General features: G+C 72.0%; 17 protein-coding genes and 3 pseudogenes. 6 read left to right on the top strand and 14 right to left on the bottom strand.

Annotated features, from left to right (window positions below; genetic code table 11):
• Positions 1-119 precede the first annotated feature (119 nt).
• A complete protein-coding gene (locus EJG53_RS24155; RefSeq protein ID WP_371858720.1) occupies positions 120-956 on the top strand; it encodes a MerR family transcriptional regulator in 837 nt (278 codons plus the stop codon).
• Between the two features lie 104 nt (positions 957-1,060).
• On the opposite strand, the gene EJG53_RS24150 is transcribed toward EJG53_RS24155, so the two are convergent.
• From EJG53_RS24150 to EJG53_RS24135, 4 genes and pseudogenes are all read right to left on the bottom strand, one after another.
• Positions 1,061-1,978: an AraC family transcriptional regulator gene (locus EJG53_RS24150; protein WP_125046510.1), complete on the bottom strand. Its 918-nt coding sequence runs from the start codon at positions 1,976-1,978 to the stop codon at positions 1,061-1,063.
• 24 nt (positions 1,979-2,002) lie between these two features.
• Positions 2,003-2,911, bottom strand: a complete 909-nt coding sequence (locus tag EJG53_RS24145) for a zinc-binding dehydrogenase (protein ID WP_125046509.1) — start codon at positions 2,909-2,911, stop codon at positions 2,003-2,005.
• Between the two features lie 317 nt (positions 2,912-3,228).
• Complete coding sequence (locus EJG53_RS24140) at positions 3,229-3,498, bottom strand: hypothetical protein (protein ID WP_050510648.1); 270 nt, start codon at positions 3,496-3,498, stop codon at positions 3,229-3,231.
• Positions 3,499-3,634: 136 nt separating this feature from the next.
• Positions 3,635-4,821 (bottom strand): annotated as a pseudogene (locus tag EJG53_RS24135) (methyltransferase domain-containing protein).
• Positions 4,822-5,557: 736 nt separating this feature from the next.
• Between EJG53_RS24135 and EJG53_RS24120 the strand changes: the two are divergent.
• Positions 5,558-6,235 (top strand): DUF5753 domain-containing protein, encoded by a 678-nt coding sequence (locus EJG53_RS24120; protein ID WP_244955306.1) that lies wholly within the window; start codon positions 5,558-5,560, stop codon positions 6,233-6,235.
• Positions 6,232-6,444 carry a DUF397 domain-containing protein gene (locus EJG53_RS24115; protein ID WP_174856448.1) on the top strand — a complete coding sequence of 71 codons (213 nt, stop codon included), beginning with the start codon at positions 6,232-6,234 and terminating at the stop codon, positions 6,442-6,444. The genes EJG53_RS24120 and EJG53_RS24115 overlap by 4 nt, the downstream gene beginning before the upstream one ends.
• Before the next feature lie 19 nt (positions 6,445-6,463).
• Here the strand turns inward: EJG53_RS24115 and EJG53_RS24110 are convergent.
• The 4 genes and pseudogenes from EJG53_RS24110 to EJG53_RS24090 form a co-directional block, all read right to left on the bottom strand.
• A pseudogene (locus EJG53_RS24110) lies at positions 6,464-7,287 on the bottom strand (ATP-grasp domain-containing protein).
• 201 nt (positions 7,288-7,488) lie between these two features.
• Entirely contained in the window at positions 7,489-7,836 is a 348-nt protein-coding gene (locus EJG53_RS24100) for a hypothetical protein (protein WP_167515160.1), read from the bottom strand.
• A gap of 171 nt (positions 7,837-8,007) precedes the next feature.
• A complete protein-coding gene (locus EJG53_RS24095) occupies positions 8,008-8,811 on the bottom strand; it encodes an exodeoxyribonuclease III (protein WP_125046504.1) in 804 nt (267 codons plus the stop codon).
• Between the two features lie 129 nt (positions 8,812-8,940).
• Positions 8,941-9,270 carry a hypothetical protein gene (locus EJG53_RS24090; protein ID WP_125046503.1) on the bottom strand — a complete coding sequence of 110 codons (330 nt, stop codon included), beginning with the start codon at positions 9,268-9,270 and terminating at the stop codon, positions 8,941-8,943.
• A gap of 285 nt (positions 9,271-9,555) precedes the next feature.
• Here EJG53_RS24090 and EJG53_RS24085 point away from each other — a divergent pair, with 285 nt between their 5' ends.
• The gene (locus EJG53_RS24085; protein WP_125049558.1) at positions 9,556-10,647 is read left to right on the top strand and encodes a protein kinase family protein; all 1,092 of its coding nucleotides are present in this window, start codon (positions 9,556-9,558) and stop codon (positions 10,645-10,647) included.
• Positions 10,622-11,155, top strand: coding sequence for a GNAT family N-acetyltransferase (locus EJG53_RS24080; protein ID WP_125046502.1), 534 nt, complete (start codon positions 10,622-10,624; stop codon positions 11,153-11,155). Before EJG53_RS24085 ends, EJG53_RS24080 begins: the two co-directional genes overlap by 26 nt.
• A 58-nt stretch (positions 11,156-11,213) precedes the next feature.
• Here the strand turns inward: EJG53_RS24080 and EJG53_RS24075 are convergent, their stop codons facing one another.
• The 4 genes from EJG53_RS24075 to EJG53_RS24065 form a co-directional block, all read right to left on the bottom strand.
• Positions 11,214-11,717, bottom strand: a complete 504-nt coding sequence (locus EJG53_RS24075) for a DUF1269 domain-containing protein (RefSeq protein ID WP_125046501.1) — start codon at positions 11,715-11,717, stop codon at positions 11,214-11,216.
• A 104-nt stretch (positions 11,718-11,821) separates the two neighbouring features.
• Entirely contained in the window at positions 11,822-12,169 is a 348-nt protein-coding gene (locus tag EJG53_RS42715) for an ATP-binding protein (RefSeq protein WP_244955662.1), read from the bottom strand.
• An 11-nt stretch (positions 12,170-12,180) separates the two neighbouring features.
• The gene (locus EJG53_RS24070; RefSeq protein WP_244955305.1) at positions 12,181-13,116 is read right to left on the bottom strand and encodes a HAMP domain-containing protein; all 936 of its coding nucleotides are present in this window, start codon (positions 13,114-13,116) and stop codon (positions 12,181-12,183) included.
• 6 nt (positions 13,117-13,122) lie between these two features.
• On the bottom strand, positions 13,123-13,608 hold the full coding sequence (locus EJG53_RS24065; RefSeq protein WP_125046500.1) for a hypothetical protein: 486 nt from the start codon (positions 13,606-13,608) through the stop codon (positions 13,123-13,125).
• Positions 13,609-13,915: 307 nt separating this feature from the next.
• Between EJG53_RS24065 and EJG53_RS40695 the strand changes: the two are divergent.
• Positions 13,916-14,038: pseudogene (locus EJG53_RS40695) on the top strand (glycosyltransferase); the annotation flags it as partial.
• Between the two features lie 74 nt (positions 14,039-14,112).
• Here the strand turns inward: EJG53_RS40695 and EJG53_RS24060 are convergent.
• Positions 14,113-17,271: an alpha-mannosidase gene (locus tag EJG53_RS24060; protein WP_125046499.1), complete on the bottom strand. Its 3,159-nt coding sequence runs from the start codon at positions 17,269-17,271 to the stop codon at positions 14,113-14,115.
• Between the two features lie 117 nt (positions 17,272-17,388).
• Positions 17,389-19,227: an endo-beta-N-acetylglucosaminidase gene (locus EJG53_RS24055; RefSeq protein ID WP_371858719.1), complete on the bottom strand. Its 1,839-nt coding sequence runs from the start codon at positions 19,225-19,227 to the stop codon at positions 17,389-17,391.
• Positions 19,228-19,508: the final 281 nt, after the last annotated feature.

Raw genomic sequence — 19,508 nt, 5'->3', positions numbered from 1 at the left:
ATCACTGGCACGATTGGAGGGTAGGACACGGACGTACTGAGCGGTAGGGGGTGTGCGGCGGGAAGTTACCGCTGGTTGCACCTCGGCCGGGGCCCGGGGCGGCGACATAGGGTGAAGGCGTGGCAGAGAACAGCAACGGGGCGCCCGTCCCGGACGAAGCGGCCCCGGACTCCCCGGCCGGCACCCCCGGACCCGGCACCCGCGAGTTCCGCATGGCCGACCTCGCCCGGGAGGCCGGCATCACCGTCCGCACCCTGCGCTTCTACCGCGAGCGCAAACTCATCCCGCCACCACGCCGCGAAGGCCGCATCGCCTGGTACAACGAGCACCACCTCGCCCGCCTCCGCACCATCGCCGGCCTGCTCGAACGCGGCCACACCCTCGGCGGCATCGCCGAACTCCTCTCCGCCTTCGACACCGGCCGCGACGTAGGGGAACTCCTCGGTCTGGAGGACACCCTCGTAGCCCCCTGGTCCGAGGAGACCCCCGTACGCCTGACCCCCGAGGAACTCGCCGACCACTTCAAGGACGACGTCACCCCGGAAAACCTCTCGGCCTCCCTCGACATCGGCTATCTGGCCGTCGACGGCGACGAGTTCGTGCACATCAGCCGCCGCCTCCTCGACGCCTCCACCGAACTCGTCGCGGGCGGCGTACCGCTCTCCGCCGTCCTCCAGGCGGGCCGCGAGGTCCGCGCCCACGCCGACGCCCTCGCCGACCTGTTCATCTCCGTCATCCGCACCCACGTCCTGTCCGACGTCCTCGACCGCGCCGCCACCGGCGCCACCGTCGATCCGGCCGAACTCGCCCACATCACCCGGACCGTCGAGAAACTCCGCCCGATCTCCAAGGGCATCGTCGACGCGGAACTCTCGATGGCGATGGACCGGAGGGTGCGGGCGGAGCTGGAGTCGTGGCGGCGGGAGACGGAAGACGGGGGCGGAAGCGGGGACTGACCGGTCCCCGCTCCCTGGAAGTCGGCCGGTACAGGGTGGACGGCAAGTGCCCTGATTCCTCCGGCGTGCGGCCCGCGCCCAACACCGGCCGCAACCGCGCGCGATCACTGGCGAAGCCGAGAACGGTACTCGCCCGGAGGCATGCCCCGGGCCCGCCGGAAGGCCCGGCTGAAAGCGTGCGGCGAGGCGTAGCCGACCGCGCCGGAGATCGACTCGACCGGCTCGTCGGTGTCGCGGAGCCGGACGGACGCCAGGTCCAGGCGCCACTGCGTCACGTACGCGCCCGGCGTCTGTCCGAGCGCCGACCGGAAGTGCCTGGACAGCGTCGTCCGGGAGACCGCCGTCGCGGCCGCCAGGGACTCGGTGGTCCAGGGGTGTTCCGGTCGGGCGTGGACACAGGCCAGGGCGTCGCGTACGACCGGATCACGCATCGCGCCGAGCCAGGAGCCGGACGGCTCCTCCGGATGGCGGGCCAGCCAGACCCGTACGAACTGGATGAGCAGCAGATCGACGATGCTGTTGACGGCGGCGGTGGTGCCGATCTGCGGCTGTGCGAGCTCCGCCGTGAGAAGTTCGACGGTCCTTCTGAACTGTGCGTTCTCCCGGCTCGTGACGTGCATCGGCCGGGCGAGGGAGGTGAGCACCGGCGTGCTCACCTCCGGGTCCTGCTCGTAGCGCAGGACGAGCACTTCGGTCTGCGCCGGCGCCGAGCCCAGGTGCAGGGCGGTGCCGTCGGTGAGGGCCTGGTCCGTCGCCTTCCGGTCACAGGGGCCCAGCACCGTACCGGCCCCGCCGGCGATCCCGTGGGCGGTGCCCGGCGACAGCAGCACGGCGTCTCCCGCCCGCATCTCCAGGGGGCTCCCGCCCGGGACGTGGAGCCACATCGAGCCGCGGGACACCACGTGCAGTGCCGCCGCCGGAGAGGAGTCCAGCCACAGGCCCCAGGTGCCTCCGGCCTTCAGTACGACCCCGAGCGCCCCTCGCGCGCCCGATACCCGCAGGGCCTCCGCGAGTACGTCCATCGTCACCATCCTCCTCGACGGGCGTCAGACCACGTCAAGAACGATCTTTCCGTGCACCGTCCGCGCGAACAGCGCCCGGACGGCGTCGCCCACGTCCTGCCAGCCGCCGCGCAGTCCGACCGGCGCCGCCAGCTTCCCGGCGGCCATGAGGCCCAGCAGGTCCGTCAACTCCCCGCTGGTCGGCGTCATGTCGCCATAGGTGGCGATGCTGCGGGGTGCGCCGAAACCGAACAGGGCCCCGGACGGGAACGTGGTGTCCTGCCCCGAGGAGTACCCGACCACGTGAATGGTGCCGCCCTCGGCGAGGAGGCTCCACGCCTGGGGCACCAGCGGCCCGCCGACCGTGTCCAGGACGAGGTCGAACCGGCGCTCGGCCCCGGCCAGGTCGGTCAGGACCGTGCCGGCCCCGAGTTCGCGGAGCCCGGCGGCCCGGTCCGGCGAACCCACCAGTGCCGTCACCCGGGCGCCCGCCAGCGCCGCCAACTGGACGGCGAAGTGCCCCACGCCCCCACTGGCTCCGGTGATCAGCACGTCGCGCGCCAGCAGGGACCGCTTGCGCAGCACCCGCAGCGCGGTGACTCCGGCGATCCCCAGCGCGGCGGCGTCGGCCAGCTCCACGCCCTCGGGGACGGTGCCGAGCGAGGCGGGGCTGACGGCCACCCGCTCCGCCCACGCGTGGGCGGACATCCCCAGCGCGACGCGCGCCCCTTCGGGCGGCCCCGAGCCGTCGGCCGCGGCGCGCACCACGACACCGGACGCGTCGTGACCGTGCACGGCGCCGGCCGGCCACTGGTGTACGTAGTTCAGCTCGCCGAAGTTGAGACCGATGTGCCGTATCTCGACCAGCGCCTCGTCGTCGGCCGGTACGGGCTCATCGACGTCGGCGAACCGGACGGGCCCGGCCTCGCCGTGATCGACCACAAGGGCGCGCATAAGGGTGCTTCCTTCGCTCGGGAATGCGCCGGAACACTCGGCGCGGCAGGGGGGACGGAGTGCGCGAATGCCGCACTGCCGTCTCCTGAAAACCCTTACGCAGGGCCGGCGCGGCGACCAGTCCCGTGAGAACCGTTCAGTTGACGATCTGTAGCAGTGCGACGGGCGTGCGGAGGAATGCGCGACACCGCAGAACGCGAACGAGCCGCTGCCCGGCGACTTCTTCGCCGGGCAGCGGCTCGCTCAACTCTGAGTCCGTCTGGCTCAAAGGCCGTCCGCCTCCGGGGCCCGCCCCGAAGCCGTCCGGCGATCAGACCTCAGCCGCCGAACGGACCGGGGTTGTTCTTGTCCGCGTCCTGGCACTGCTTGATCCGCTTCTCGATCGCCCGTGCCTTGGCGCGCTCCTTGTCGGCGGCCTTGTGCTGGCCGCGGGCGTCCAGCTTCGCGGCCTTGGACCGGTGCGCCTTGGCCTCCTGGCTCATCTGGCCGATGTGGCAGGTGACCTTCCCACGGGCCGCCACGGCGCCCTGGGCCGCCTGCGCGGGAACGGCCGCGAACAGGACGCCGCCCGCGAGTGCGGCGGACACGGCAAGTGTGGTGATACGTCGACGCATAAAGCTCCCCGTTCACATAACGAGTCGTACCGACCGACCCGTTGAGGTGTGGCTGATAACAGTCGATCACTGTAGCCGAAGCAATCAGCATTCCCCGCCGTCACCCAATTCACCGCTTATCCCGCGAAAGCCCGCACTTTTCCCCCGGATCGTCCAGCCACACCTCTTCTCCTTCCGCGGTGACGGTCAGGCCGAACCGTTCATGCCCGGGCCGGCCATTCCCTTCCCACCACCGGTACGCGGCCTCCGCCTCGTCCCAGAGCCGGCGGGGCCGCCCTGCCAGACGCGGGCTCCCCCGCCGTCCCGGAAGTACGCACACGCCCAGGACCGGTCCCGCAGGCCGTAGAGCCACACCGGGCGCGCGCCGTCCCGCCTCTCCGCCTCGACCTGCACACAGTCGGGCACCCGCAGCCCGATCACAAACCGTTGCGGCCCGAACGCCCCACCCGTGAATTCCTCCTCCGTGAGTTCCGTGGCCGTCTCGTCCCCGCCTCTCACGCTCCCCGGTACGAACTCCGCGTGCTCAACCGGCCGCAGCCGATGCGCCCGCAGCTTCATGAATTCCACCGGCCCGGTGAATTTCCCCGAAGCGCTCCGACCGTCCTCCGCCACCACCAGACGAACCAGGCCGTCGGCATTGCTGTAATACGTCCCCCAAGGCGCCACGAGCATTCCCCCGGGCCGGCACTGCTCGACCCACGCCCAGGGAAGGCGGCGGACCCCGCAGGTCCCGACGATCCGGTCGTACGGCGCCCCCTCCGGACACCCCAGCCCGCCATCCCCGTGAACAACCCGTACGGCGCTGCCGAACCGCTCCAACACCCCACGCGCCCGCTCCGCGACCCCCGCGTCCACCTCCACGCTGACCACCCGCCCCGCCCCGGCCCGGTGCGCCAGCAGCGCCGCGTTCCACCCCGTGGCCGTCCCGATCTCCAGCACCTTGTGACCGGGCCGCAGGTCCAGTTCCCGCAGCATCCGGAACACCACCGACGGCATGGACGCGGAACTGGTGGCCGCCACCCCCGGTTCCGTACCGGCGTGCGCACCGTCGTCCCACTGCGTGACCACCGGACAGTCCGCGTCGGCATAGGCCCGCCACCGCTCCGGCTCGTCCGCCCGGGAAACGAACACACTGCACCCGGCCTCCATGTCCCACGGCCACATGAGCGCCGGTAGAAAGGCCGAGCGGGGGACTTCCGCGAACGACGGCGCCCACTCGGCGGACAACACGCCGGTGCGGACGAGGGCGAGGCCCAACTCGGTACTCACAGGCAGCCGCTGACGTCCGTACGCCATGCCTAGACTCCCCTGAGCAGGCTCGGAACGCCGGATCCGCCGTGGTCGGGGTGCCGACGGATCAGGACCTGGCAGTCCGTCGCCCTGGACCGGTCCCCGGCTTTCAGCGCGACGACCAGGGCGCGCGCCAACTCCGCACACCCCGGGCACTCCCCGGCGCCTCCTCGGTCCGAACGCGAGTCCGTCATGCCCGGCCTCCTCGTCCGTGGGGGTGACCGGCGATGACGCCGTTGCAGCTCAGCACGGTGAGCAAGTGACCGTCGGCCCGGGCGGGCTCCCGGTCCCGGCACGCGGACGCGCACACGTCGCAGCCGGGGACGGGCGCCGGCTCCTCATCGCGCTCTCCCGGGCGGCCTTCAACGGTCGCGCCGGGCCTTCCTGTGACACCCATGGGCAGTACCTCATCTGTTCCAGAACCGCACATTCACTCAGTGCGGCCAACTGGTTACAGAGTGGCGCAGCAATCAGTAGCCTGGGGAGCGTTCGGGCGATCGACCTGAGCGTTGCACGGTTCGGCATATGCACATGCCGCTGACCACAGAAAACGGCCCGAGCGGGAACCATGACCAGACCCTGAGTCGGGGGAATCGTGGACGAAGAAACTGACAACACGGCAGATCCACGCCGAGAGTTCGCAGAAGAGTGCCGAAGCGCCAGGGAATTGCACGACCCGGCAGCTCTGACACAAGAAGACCTGGCGAAACTGGTACGCACCTCCCGAAGCACCATCTCTCGTGTGGAGACGTGCCAGGGATCGATCCCGCCGGACCTCCCACCTCTGCTGGACGAAGTCTTCGCAACCGACGGTCTGTTCAAACGGTTGTACGCAGACCTTTCCGCCTTGGATTTCCCGGCGCACTCGCGCCGACGCATCGAACTGGAACCCTCCGCGATCGCCATCGCGGAGTGGTCTCCCACCGTCGTGCCCGGCCTGCTCCAGACGCATGGATACGCACGCTCGCTCTTCCGCGAGGGCGACCGCCGAGCGAGCGAGGCAGAGCTGACCAGCAAGGTGAACAAGCGGATCGCGCGACAGCACGTACTGAAGGGCAGTTCGCCACCGGACTTCTCGGTCATCATTTGCGAGTCGGTTATTCGCCGGAAGGTTGGCGACGCCGATGTGATGCGCGGACAACTCGCAGCGCTCCTCAAACACGTCGATCGACCGACGACCGTCCTGCAAGTGCTCCCGCTGTCTGCCGGTACACACGGGCTCATGGACGGGCCCATCTCGATCCTGACAACGTCCGATGGGCAGACAGTGGTCTACACGGAAGGCGTCCGCTCAGGAGCGATCATCGACGAACCGACGGAGGTGCGGAACCTGTCACGGTCCTACGATGTCCTTACAGCTTCGGCCCTATCGCGTGACGCGTCCGCCGAAATGATCAGAAAGCTAATGGAGGCATCGTGACCCCGCCCCTGGACCTCCCCTGGGTCAAGTCCAGCTACAGCAGCCAAGACGGCGGCAACTGCCTGGAATGGTGCCCCGCTTCAGTCATACCCAGCGGGTCCGTCCCGGTGCGCGACAGCAAGACCCCGGACGGTCCCACCCTCACCATCCCCTCCACCGCATTCGCGGAATTCATCGCGGGCGTCAAGGCCGGAACCTTCTCCGCCTGAGCGATTCGCCCGGTGTCCCTCACCCCTCCAAGAACCGCCGCAGGGACGCCGTCAGGCCGGCCGCGAACGTGTCCCGGGTCTGCTCGGGGAGCAGGTCCAGGGAAAGGTACGGATTGAGGTCCTCCAGCTCGACCAGGAGCAGACCGCCCTCGGGGTGCGGCAGGCGTCCACGCGCTGGATGCCGTGATCGAGGGTGTTCCAGGCGATGAACTTCCGGGCGAAGGCGAGGTCCGCCTCGGTGGGCTCGTACGGTTCGAGTTCCCATCGGCGGGCGGGGTCGGGGGCGTGGAGGGCGTACTGGAAGGTGTCGTCCACGTAGTAGAAGGACACCTCGTAGCGGAAGTCGATGCGCGGCTGGACGAGGATGTCGCCGTAGGCGAGACCGGCGAGTCGGTCCGCGGGGGCGAAGGTCAGGCCGATGGAGTCCGCGCCCGCCTTCGGCTTGATCACGTACTGTGCGGCCCGGGGCAGCAGGTGAAGGTCTTCGGGCCGGTCGACGGTGGGGATGACCGGATAGCCGGCGGCGGTGAGGTCCAGCAGGTACTGCTTGCCGGCCATGTCGCCGCGCCCGTTCAACGGGTTGTAGACCCGGGTGCCGCGCGCCAGGGCCTGCTCCCGGAAGGCGTCGTACTCCTCCTGGTAGTGCAGCACGGGACCGCTGTTACGGACGATCACCACGTCGAAGGCGTCCATCAGCCCGGCGGCGTCCAGGGGGTGGCACAGGGCGACGGTGAAGGCGTCGCGCAGCCGGGACGACAGGAAGATGTCCTCGTCGCAGTAGCGCCGCCCCTTGGCCTGATAGGCGAGGTCGGTCACGAACAGAACGCGGGGGCGGGCAGGCACGGGACATCTCCTTGGACGGTGATCACCAGCCTAACCGCGCAGGCAGGAGATGCCTTGGCCGGGCCGCACCGCCCCCGGCCACCGGGGCACGAACCGGGCCTCACCCCTCCACCGGCGCGCCCACCAGCCGCACGACCGAAGGCCGCGGATCGGGGGCACCCGGCCAAGTCGTCATCAGCAGTGGTGGGCGGCGCCCACAGGTCACCGGCCGGGCTCCGCGCGGGCTGCCATGTGGCGGATGTTGGACGCTTCTTCCAGGAGCGCCTTGGCTTCGGCCGGGTCGGTGCACTCATAGGCGGCGCGGTGTTCGAGGGCGGTGACGTGGGCATCGAGCCGCGGGTCGCGGGCGATCGCGTACTCGGCCCACCACCGGGCCATGAACGCGGGCACCGTGCTGGTGTCGTACGCGTCGGCGACGTACCGCTTCCAGTGCGCGTCGAAATCGGTCAGGAGCTGGGGAGCGTGCCGGGAGATGGCCTCGCGGAGGGCCTTCGGGGTTCTTGCCGGCATAGGGGGGATGTCCGGCTCGCCCGCGGCGGCTGTGGTCATCGCGCCCTCCTCCGTCCTCTCCGTCCGGCTGTGTTTCCTGATGCGGAGTACCGCCTGTGCAGCCTAACGCCGCGCAGACGGTGAGCGAGGGCATACCGGGTGAATCCGAGCTGAGCCCCGTCCGTGCGCTGCGCCGCGGGGCGTACAGGCGAGGCTCCCGTCGGACCGGCCCTAGAGCTCGTAGACCACCGTGACCGGCGCGTGGTCCGACCAGCGGGCGTCGTGGGACACGGCGCGCTCCACGAAGCCCTTGACCGCGCGGGCGGCGAGGCCGGGCGACGACACGTGGTAGTCGATGCGCCACCCTGCGTCATTGTCAAAGGCGCGGCCCCGGTAGGACCACCAGGAGTACGGCCCCTCGGTGTCCGGATGCAGGGCGCGGACCACGTCCACGTAACCGGCGTCGTGCTCGTCGAGGACGCGGGTGAGCCAGGCGCGCTCCTCGGGCAGGAAGCCGGCCTTCTTGCGGTTGGCCTTCCAGTTCTTCAGGTCGGCCTCCTGGTGGGCGATGTTCCAGTCGCCGCACACCAGGACCTCACGACCGGACGCGGCGGCCCGCTCGCGCAGCGCGGCGAGGTACGGGAGGAACTCGGCCATGAACCGTTCCTTCTCGTCCTGCCGGTCGGTGCCCACCTCGCCGGAGGGGAGGTAGAGGCTGGCCACCGTCACACCGGGCAGGTCGATCTCCACGTACCGGCCGCTGGTGTCGAACTCGGCCGACCCGAACCCGATCTGTACGCGCTCGGGCTCGCGGCGCGAGTAGAGGGAGACACCGGCCCGGCCCTTCGCCGCCGCGGGGGCGTGCACCGTGTGCCAGCCCTCGGGGTCGCGGGCCTCGGCGGGCAACTGGTCCGGCTCGGCGCGTACCTCCTGGAGGCAGATCACGTCGGCGTCCGTCTCCGCCAGCCAGGGAAGGAAGCCCTTCTTGGCCGCGGCGCGCAGGCCGTTGACGTTGACGGTTGTCACAGTTAGCACTACTTGCTCCCTCATCGCGCTGGCGGCAGCGCAGCAGCCTACGCGACGGGAGGGGGCGGAAACGACTCGGCGCTATCCGCGCGGGTGCCCGGCGCGATGAGCGCCGGGCACCACGGTGAGCCGTCCCGGTCAGTGGCAGATCGAGGAGGCCGGGGTCGCGTACAGGTCGCGGTAGCAGGTCGGCAGCCGGTCGGTGTCGGTCTTGTTCACCGCCGTGATGACATACCTGCCGTTCCGGTCCCCGAGGAGCTGGTACGGCTTGTGCCCCCATCCGATGGTGCCGGGGTAATCCCGCTCGCCGCGGCTCTCGCCGTTGGCGCTGTCGTCGTTCGACTGGCCGCCGAAGCTGACCGGCGGTGCGGGGTCCGCCGGGGCCGCCGCCACGGCGGCCCCGGTCAGACCGGATGCGGACAGGGAGAGTACGGCGGCGGCGGTGGCCAGCACGGGACGCAGACGCATGGGTTTCTCCTTCGGTTCAGCGTCAGTGGCGCAGCAGCCGTTCCCCGCCGCGGGCCCGTACTGTCCGTTCCGGTACCGACACACCCCCATCGGGTGCTTTGGCTCCGCCGAACCGCCGTATGCGAGGGGAGGGCGGGGGCGGGGTCCGGTAGAGGGGGTGCGGGGCGGTGGAGGGAGGGCGGGGTGCCCGGTATGGGAACGGGCGTTCGGCTGGAGGCGCGGATGAAGGCCGAGGCGGAGGCGCGGATGAAGGCACAGGCGCAGGCACGGACGAAGATCCCTGACATGTCCCGCGGCGCTCGCCTGGCCGCTTACGGCACCGTCTCCGCCTCGCTGGCGTCGTACAGCGATCACCGACTCCGCGAGCTCGTGGACGCCGCCGCACCGGCCGGTTCCGGAATCGGCGGCCAGACCATGGCGCTGGAGATCGCCGGAACCCCGGTCTTCGTCAAACAGGTACCGCTGACCGACCTGGAGCGACGGCCGGAGAACGTGCGCTCCACGGCGAACCTGTTCGGGCTGCCGCCCTTCTGCCACTACGGCATCGGCCGCATCGGCAGCCCGGGGTCCGGCGCCTGGCGGGAGCTGGCCGTGCACACCATGACGACGGACTGGGTGCTCGCGGGAGACCACGAGGGCTTCCCCCTCATGTATCACTGGCGGGTCCTCCCGGGCCCTCACCGGCCGGTGCCCGAAGACCTGGCCGACGTGGAACGCGCTGTCGCCCACTGGGGAGGCGGGACGGGGATACGCCGCCGGATCGAGGGCCTCCAGCAGTCCACGGCGAGCCTGCTGCTGTTCCTGGAGCACATCCCGTACAACCTGCACGACTGGCTGAGCGCGCGGATCGAGGCAGGTGGCGAGGCGGCCGGACGGGCCTGCGCCATGGTGGACAGCGAGCTGCGCTCCGGCACGTCCTTCATGAACGCCCGCGGGATGCTGCACTTCGACGCCCACTTCAAGAACATCCTCACCGACGGCCGCCGCCTCTTCTTCGCCGACTACGGCCTCGCCCTCGCCACCCGCTTCGCGCTCACCCAGGACGAGGCCGCCTTCTTCCGCCGGCACCGCGGCTACGACCGGCACTACACCGCCGCACACCTGGTGAACTGGCTGGCCTTCGCCCTGTACGGGTACGGCCCGGAAGAACGCGAGGCGTTCGCGCGTACCTGCGCCCAGGGGACGCCGCCGGAAGGAGTACCGCCGACCATCGCGGAGATCTTCGTCCGCTACGCGCCGATTGCCGTAGCGATGGGGGATTTCCAGCGCCGCTTCCAGCAGGAGAGCAGGTCAGCCCCCTACCCGTCCGACACTCTCGCCACAACGGCCGGACATCCGTACGATTCCTCGGATGGAGATCCGTCCCGTCCCCTATGACCACCCCGACGCCGTCGACCTCGACCGGCTGGTCCAGCGCGAGTACGCGCAGCGGTACGACGACGAGGGCGACATCACGCCGCTCGACCCGGGCATGTTCGAGCCGCCGAACGGCCTGTACCTGCTCGCCTACGAGGACGGACGCCCGCTGGCCACCGGCGGCTGGCGGACCCAGGACTCCAACCCCGAGGGCTACGCGGACGGGGACGCCGAGATCAAGCGGATGTTCGTGGTCACGGAGGCCCGCGGACGCGGCCTGGCCCGGCGCATCCTCGCGGCCCTGGAGGCGGACGCGCGCGCCGCGGGCCGCACCCGGATGGTGCTGGAGACGGGCATCAAGCAGCCCGAGGCACTGGCGCTGTACGCGTCGTGCGGCTACCGGCCGGTGACGAAGTTCGGGCTGTACCGGATGTACGAGGAGAGTCGGTGCATGGCGAAGTCGCTGGTGACAGCGGGGGACGATGCCGGGGCGCCGAGCGGTGCGGGGAGTTGGGTGCACAGCTCGTAGGGACTGTAGGGCTCGTTGGGGCGGCCGGGCGCCGCCGCCCACTCCGGATATACGCCCCTCAGCCGCTCTCCGCGATCAGCTCCTCCACGTGCCTGCGCACCTCGGCCGCCGGGTAGCGGATGACGCCTTCGCCGATGCCCGCCAACGCCGCGTCGACCGGGCCCCTGGCCGGTTCGGAGACCTCGGCGACCAGGACGGTGCTGCCCGGCGGCACCTCTGCCGCCAGCATGTCCACGGCCGCGTTGTCCGCGCTGGCCCGCCGTGCGTCACGGGCGCCGCCGAGGAGGCCGCCGGCGCCGAAGCCGACCATGGCGCCCAGCGGGCCGCCCAGCAGTCCGACGAGGCCGCCGAGCAGCCCGCCGACGGCGAAGCCGCGCACGGTGCCGGTGTGGTCGACGTTCTCGGGGAAGGTGACGTTGCCGTCGGCGTCCCGGGCGATCACGGTGGCCTCGCGCAGCGTGATCCGGTGTTCGGCGTCCTCGTGGCGCAGCGCGTCCAGGGCGCGCCGCGCCGCGCCCTCACCGGCGGCGGTGAGGTCCATGAAGAGCACGTTCTCGTCCATCGCGGTGGCTCCAGTGGTCTGCGGTCGGTGGGGGGATACCGGTACGCCTGCTCCGGACGCGGGCGTCTCACACCACTCTTGGCGCGAACGGGCCCGTACGCATGTCAGGAGCGGTCGGAGGGAGTGCCGTCGGAGGAGGTGGTGGAGGGAGTGCCTTCGGGGGACGCGCCCCCGGAGGCGGGGCGGTCGGCGAGGGAGTGGCTGAGGTCCAGGGTCGCCTCGGCCCCGCCGCCCTCCGGATTGGCGAACGTCAGCCGCCCGCCCAGCACCCGCGCCTGCCCGGACGCGATGGTCAGCCCCAGGCCGAGCCCCTGGCCGTCCGAGCCGCCGCCCGTACGGAAGCGCTGCGGCCCGTGGGCCGGCAGGGCCTCCGGGAAGCCCGGCCCGCTGTCGCGGACGCGCAGGATGCCGCGTTCGATCTCGACGGTCACCGGGGCCGCGCCGTGCCGCAGCGCGTTGCCGATCAGGTTGACGAGGATGCGTTCGACCCGCCGCGGGGGGCGGTCTCCACCAGCCCGTCCGAGAGGACCCGTACCTCCACGCCCGCCCCGGCGGCCCCGCCCAGCGCGGCCACCGTCCGCCGCGCCAGCTCGGCCAGCGGCCGCAGTTCCGTGTCGGCCTCCTCGGTACGCGCGTCGAGCCGCGCCACCTCCAGGACGTCCTCCATCAGCCTCCGTACGCGCTGGGCCCGGTCCTGGACCAGCTCGGTGGGACGTGAGGGCGGCAGCAGGCCGGCGGCCGCGACCAGGCCGGCGACGGGGGTACGCAGTTCATGGGCGATGTTCGCGGTGACGTCGCGTTCGGCCTGGAGGCGGGCGGCCAGCGCGTCGGCCATGGTGTTGACCGCGGTGGTGAGCTGGGCTATCTCGTCCTTGCCGCCGCGCGGCAGCCGCGCGGTCAGGTCGCCCTCGGCGATCCGCTGCGCGGTGACCGCCGAGGAGGTCAGCCGCCGCCCCAGCCGGCGGGCGACCAGCAGGCCGACGACGCAGCCCAGCGCGGTGCCCGCGATGCCGGACAGCCACAGCACGCGGTCCAGGCTGCGCAGGGTCTCCCGCTCCCGTACGTACGGGCGCTTGAGCGCGATGACCTCGCCGCCCAGCTCGGTCGCGGCCCAGAGATGCGGCTTGGGGCCGTCCGGTTCCAGGTAGACGCCGCGTTCGCCGTGCGCGACGGCGTCCTTCAGCGGGCCGGGGAGGTCGGGCGGGTCGATGATCGCCCGGCCGGTGTCGATACCGGCCGCCCGGTCCTGCACCAGGCTCTGCAGCCGCCCGTCGATCGACTCGGCCGCCAGGTCGAACTGCGCGTCCACCGTCCGGTTGTGCACGAGCACCCCGATGAGGACCGCGACCACGGCGGCCGTGGCGGCGATCGCCATGCCGATCTTCGCGCGCAACCCCATGACGGCCTAGAACTCCGGGGTGTGCAGGCTGACCCTGCCCAGTTCGGCGGCCTTCTCCGGCGGCAGGCGGTCGGAGACGAGCGTGGCACTCGAATAGAACGCCGGCCGGTCCTCCCGCCGCTTCGGCCCGTCCTGCCTGAGCAGTCCGCTGAGCGTGACCGCGACCGGGTACGGCTGTCTCCCGCACTCGGGACGGCACCAGGCGCCGCTGAGCCCTCCGGTGGCCTTGGCGGTCGCGTCACCCCAGGACGACCAGTGCAGACCGGTCAGGCTCACCGCGCCGGTCAGCTCGAAGGAGGCGGGGCGCTGCAACGGGCGGCGGGCCGCGTCGGAGACGTAGACGGGTTCGGTGACCTCGGCCGGGCCGGCGGGCGGCGAGGGAGACACGGCGGGGCCCGCCACCCGCAGGCCGCGCGGGTCGGAGCAGCCGGACAGCAGCAGCGCGGCCGCGGACATCGCGGCGACGCAGGCGGTCGCGGTGAGTGAGCGCACGGGTCCCTCGGTCGGCTGGGCGGGATGCGGGCGGCACCGGGGCGCCGTCCGGTGCCCCGGGTGGCGCCCTGGGTGGGCTTTTACGACAAAGGTAACCGTGTCCGCCCAGATTGCCCCCACGCTAAGCAGCCTGCTTCACGGCGGCCCCACGGGCGTGTAACAGCGGGTCATCGGTGGGGTGCGGGAGCTGTCACGGCCGGTTCCGCTTGCCCCTCCCCCCACGTCAGGCCGCAGCCTGTGCCCGTACGGCGCGGGCCGTACGGCGGCCCGGCGGGCCGTGGCACGAGAGGCGGTTCCATGGCCACCGGGCGCGGGCACGACGGCCGCCGCACTACGGGCCGGAGCCCCGGCCGTACCGGTACCGGTCACCGCCGACCAGCCGTTCTGGGCCGCCCGGCCGGCGGCGGAGGACGGCGCGGGTGAGGTGGTGGAGGGCGAGGGGTGACGCCCGTGGGGAGGGCGGGGCGGCCGGGTCCGCAGGTCTTCGGCCGCCCCGCCCGCGCGTCAGCCCGCCGCGCGCGCCAGCCGTACCGTCACGATCTGGAACGGGCGCAGCGTGAGCGCGACCTGGCCGTCCCGCACCTCGCCGACGGCAGTACCGGCAGCACCGGCCGAATCGACCGAACCTGCCGAACCTGCCGAACCTGCCGAACCAACCATCTCCCGCTCCAACAGATCCGTCTCCACGGCCCCCGCCACCGGGAACCCGGCCGTGAGCCTCGCCGACGCCCGGCCCCCGTGCGACTCGTACAGCCGGACCACGACATCGCCGCTGCGGTCCTCGGCCAGCTTCACGGCCTCGACCACGACCGCGTCGTTGTCCACGCCGACCAGCGGCTCGACCGGCCCGCCGCCCCGCACCGTGCGCTCGGGCAGGTTGATCCAGTGGCCCTCCCGTACGGCGTCGCCGACCGCCGCGCCGGGCGCGAGCGCGTACCGCAGGTGGTGGTGGCCCTGGTCGGTCTCCGGGTCCGGGTAGCGGGGCGCGCGCAGCAGGGACAGCCGTACGGTCGTGGTCTGGCCGCCGTCCGGGCGGATGTCGCGGGTGACGTCGTGGCCGTACGTGGAGTCGTTGACCAGGGCCGCGCCCCAGCCCGGTTCCTCGACCTGGATCCAGCGGTGCGCGCAGATCTCGAACTTGGCGGCCTCCCACGACGTGTTGGTGTGGGTGGCGCGGAAGACGTGCCCGAACTGGGTCTCGGAGGCGGACCGGTCGGCCTTCACGTCCAGCGGGAAGGCGGCCTTGAGGAACGTCTCGGTCTCCCGCCAGTCCACCTCGGTGTCGATCTCCAGCACCTTGGCGCCGGACCGCAGCGTCAGGGTCTGCTCGACGGTGGAGCCGTGCCCGAAGGACCGGGTGACCTTGACCCGTACCTCGTGCGGTCCGGCCGCGTCGACCGTCAGTTCGTCCACGGACACCAGGTCGGTGACGTTGTGCCGGTAGAACTCGTCCACGTCCCAGGCGTCCCACATGTTGGGGAAGTCCGGGTGGATCTGGAGGAGGTTGGCCGCCGCGCCCGGTGCCACGGCCTCCCGTTCGGCCTCGATGTCATATGCGGACACGACCAGACCGCGGGCGTCGACGTCGATCCGCAGCCGGCCGTTGGCGAGACGGTGGCCGCCGGTGGCCCGGCCGTCCACGGTCAGCGGCTCGACCATCACCGGGCTTACGGACACGGGCGTGCCGCCCTGGCCAGTAGCCTTTCCGGGTGACTGCCCGGCGGTCTGCCCCGGTGCGGGCCGCGCGCCGCCCGCCGGGACACCGCCGCGCGCGTGCGGAGCGGCGTTGAAGACGATCTCCTGGTCCCCCGGGCCCGCCAGCGCGGTCTGCGCCGCGCCGACGATCGCGGTCAGCTCCTCACGTACCCGCGCGTACGTGTCGCGGGCCTCCCGGTGCACCCAGGCGATCGACGAGCCGGGCAGGATGTCGTGGAACTGGTGCAGCAGCACCGTCTTCCAGATCCGCTCCAGGTCCTCGTACGGGTAGGTGTACGCGTCGCCCGGCACCCGTACGGCGGCGGTGGCGGCCCACAGCTCGGCCTCGCGCAGCAGGGACTCGCTGTGCCGGTTGCCCTGCTTGGTCTTGGCCTGCGAGGTGTACGTGCCGCGGTGCAGCTCCAGGTACAGCTCACCCGCCCACACCGGCGCGTCCGGGTACTCCGCGTGCGCCTTCTCGAAGAACGTTTCGGGCTTCTCGATCTCGACCCGCGGCGAGCCCTCCAGGTCCCGCAGCCGGGCGGCGCGGGCCAGCATCTCGCGGGTGGCGCCGCCACCGCCGTCGCCCCACCCGAAGGGCGCGAGCGACCGGGAACCCCGGCCCTTCTCCCGGTAGTTGCGGGCGGCGTGCGCCATCTCCTTGCCGCCGAGGTCGGAGTTGTACGTGTCGACGGGCGGGAAGTGGGTGAAGACGCGGGTGCCGTCGATGCCCTCCCACCAGAAGGTGTGGTGCGGGAAGCGGTTGACCTGGCTCCAGGAGATCTTCTGCGTCAGGAACCACGTCGAGCCGGACAGCTTCACGAGCTGCGGCATGGCCGCCGTGTAGCCGAAGGAGTCCGGCAGCCACACCTCCTTCGTCTCGATGCCGAACTCGTCCAGGAAGAACTTCTTCCCGTACAGGAACTGCCGGGCCATCGCCTCGCCGCCGACCATGTTGGTGTCCGACTCCACCCACATGCCGCCGACCGGCACGAACTGCCCGGCCTCGATCTTCGCCTGCACCTTGGCGAACACCTCGGGCCGGTGCTCCTTGATCCACGCGAGCTGCTGCGCCTGCGACATGGCGAAGACGAACTCGGGGTGCGCGTCCATCAGGTTGACCATGTTCGAGGACGTACGGGCCACCTTGCGGACCGTCTCGCGCAGCGGCCACAGCCAGGCCGAGTCGATGTGCGCGTGGCCGACCGCGCTGACGCGGTGCGCCGAGGCGTGCGCCGGGGACGCGAGGACGTCCGCGAGCTGCTCGCGCGCCCGCGCGGCGGTGCCGGGGATGTCCTTCAGGTCGACGGCGTCCAGGGCCCGCTCGACGGCGCGCAGGATGCCGTGGCGGCGCGCGTCGGCCACGTCCAGCTCCTGCATCAGGCTGCCCAGCACCTCCAGATCCTGGACCAGCTCCCAGACCTCGGTCTCGAAGACGACGAGGTCCATCCGCCGCAGCCGGTACAGCGGCGCGTGGCTCGCGGTGAGCCGGTCGCCCTCGTAGGTGGGCCGGTGGTCCGCCAGTACGGGGTTGGAGGCCGCCTCCACGTACAGCTCGACGGCCTCGTCGCCGGTGGCGGCCTCGGCGACGCGCACCCAGTCGTTGCGCGGGTTCAGGCCCTTCACCGCCTCGCCGTCCGCCCGGTAGACCAGACCCTCGCACTGGAAACCGGGCATGTTCGCGTCGAAGCCGAGGTCCAGTACGGCTTCGACGGTGCGCCCGGCCCACTCCGCCGGGACCTGCCCGGTGACCCGGAACCAGGTGGTGCCCCAGGCGGGCCCCCACCCCTCCCCGGTCTTCGTCGGTTCAAAGACGGCGGCCAGTCCCTCGGCGGGCGGCACCGGCTCGCCCGGCGCCTCCCAGCGTTCGACCGTCAGCGGCACGGAGCGGCTGCGGACGGCGGGCGCGATGCGGTCGTTCAGGACACGGCGTAGACGGTGTTCCACGATGCTGCGGTCGTCGTGCATGAGGGGGCTCCGGTGGGTGTGGGGCGGGTGGGGTGGGTGCGAGGTACCTGCGAGCGGGCGGAACGGTGGCGCGGGTGCTGCGGGTGCTGGGGGTTTTCTGCCCCTTGGGCGGGTGACCTACCAGGTGAATACGGCCGCCGCGGCTGCCGACGCGGTGTACAGCTCGCCGACCGCCCGCACTTCCGGCCGGGTTCGCGGCTCGCCTGACGTACGCCGCAGCGCGGGCAGGTAGAAGGCCGTGCCGCAGGTCCCGCCCAGGAAGCGCCGCTGCCCGTCCGGGAGGATCTGGTGCACCTCGTAGTGCCGTACGGGTACGGGCCCGGCCTTGGCCTTGGCCGACGGCTTCCAGGTGAGCCGCAGTTCGGCCGTGCCGTCGCCCGTGACGCGCGACGCGGCGACCTGCACGGCGCTCGGCGCTGCGGGCTTGTGCGCTACGGGCTCACCGTCGTGCACGGCGAGGGCGCCGAGCCGCCAGCGCACGGGGCTGCCGCCGGGGGCGCTCAGCCGGACGCCGAGCGCGTACGCGGTACGGCCGGGCGCGTCCCCGATCCGTACGATCGAGGTGACCCAGCCGCCCGGACCGTCCACGGCTCGGCGGGCCCGTACGATCCGGGCCGGCAGCCGGCGGAACTCCGGCCGCCCGCCCGCCTCCGCGGGTTCCGCGTACGCCACGGCCGCCTCCACGGTGACCGCTGCCGAGCCCTCGTCGGCGCGGTGCGTGATCTCCAGGACGGTGCCGGCGCGCAGGGGGAGCCGCGTCCGGTACAGCTCCAGCGTCACGGGACGGTCGAGCGTGCCGTCCACGAGCAGGCTGCTGCCGCCGCGCCACGCCGCCCCGAAGTCGAAGCCGACGGCGGGCCGCCGGAACGTTCCGCCGCCGTCGTCCGTCCACAGCGCCCACCGCCGCCCCGGCAGCCGGTCCTGAAGGCCGAGGTGGTTCCACTCGGTGTCGCCGGTCCGTACTCCGCCCTCGTACCAGGCCGTCCCGTGGCCCGTGTTGAAGGAAGTGGCGAACGGTACGGACGTGACGGTCGAGCGGTCCGCGACCGTACGGGCGGCCGGGCGCCAGGAGCCCGGCCCGGCGAGCGCCGACGGGTCGGTGTTCCGCCCGCCCCAGAACTGGTCGTCGCGCGCGTGGAACGGTCCGGGCGCCTCACCGGAGCGCCGCGTCCACTCCGGCCGGTAGAGCCCGTACGACACCACGTGGTCGCGGCCCTCCGGCACGAAGGCGTCCCAGTTCACGCGCGCGTCCCAGCCGCTCGCCTCGACGTCGACCCCGGCCCACAGCTCGTACGGCGAACGCCCCAGCCGCCGGGCGTACGCGGCCGACGACGCCAGCCGGGACGCGCTCCACCGGAAGTCCACGAACACCGTGTCGGACAGCTTCTCGGCGCCGCGCTGGAAGAACATCGCGTTCTTGTCGTTCAGCGCGCCCTGCCAGCCGACCCGGCCGTCCGCGTTGAACGCGTCGTACCAGGTGATGCGCAGTTCGGGCGCACCCTTGCGCAGCGCCTGCACGAAGTCGGCGAACTGCCGGGCCAGCGCGGGGTCGCCGCCGTCGGTCTCGCCGTTGAGGAACCAGCCGTCGAATCCGTACGTACGGGCCACCTGGATCAGCTTGTCCGCCAGCGGGAAACGGCCGAGCGCGTCCTTCTGGACCAGCTCGCGCGTCCAGGTCAGCTCGCCGCCGTACGCGGTGGGCGGGAGGAAGACGTTGCCCAGCACGGGCACGCCATTGCGGTGCGCGGCGTCGGTGACGGGGGCGTTGGGGGCGAGGATGACACCCTCGCCCGAGGAGCCGCCCCAGAAGACGAGTTCGTCCAGGTAGGCCCAGTGACTGAGGGCGTAGTAGTCCGCTTTGGGGCTGCCCTGGGAGGGGTTTCCGGCCGTACCCGCGAAGGAGACGAGCGCCGAGATGCGGGCCTGGCCGGTTCGGGCGGTGGGGTTGGCGGGCACGGGGGCGAAACGTTTGGCCAGAGGGACGGTCGCGACGTTGTACGGGAGGTCAGCGTCGTCCTGCGGACGCCAGCTCTTCAGGCTGCGCCAGACCGCGCCCGGGTCGGGCTCGCGGCCCTCGGGGAAGCTGTCGGGGAACCAGTAGGAGGCGTAGGGCTGGAGGGAGCCTGCTGCCTTCGATGTCTTCGGAGTCTTCAGTGCGTTCGGGTCCTTCGGGGCCGTCCCGCCACTCCGGGGGCGTGCGTCCGTACGACCGCGCCCGCGCTCCCGGATGTCAGCGG

It is taken from the genome of Streptomyces chrestomyceticus JCM 4735 (assembly GCF_003865135.1).
GTDB lineage: Bacteria > Actinomycetota > Actinomycetes > Streptomycetales > Streptomycetaceae > Streptomyces > Streptomyces chrestomyceticus.
Note: the sequence above shows the minus strand (reverse complement) of the source record. Positions and strands in the feature narration are given on the sequence as shown.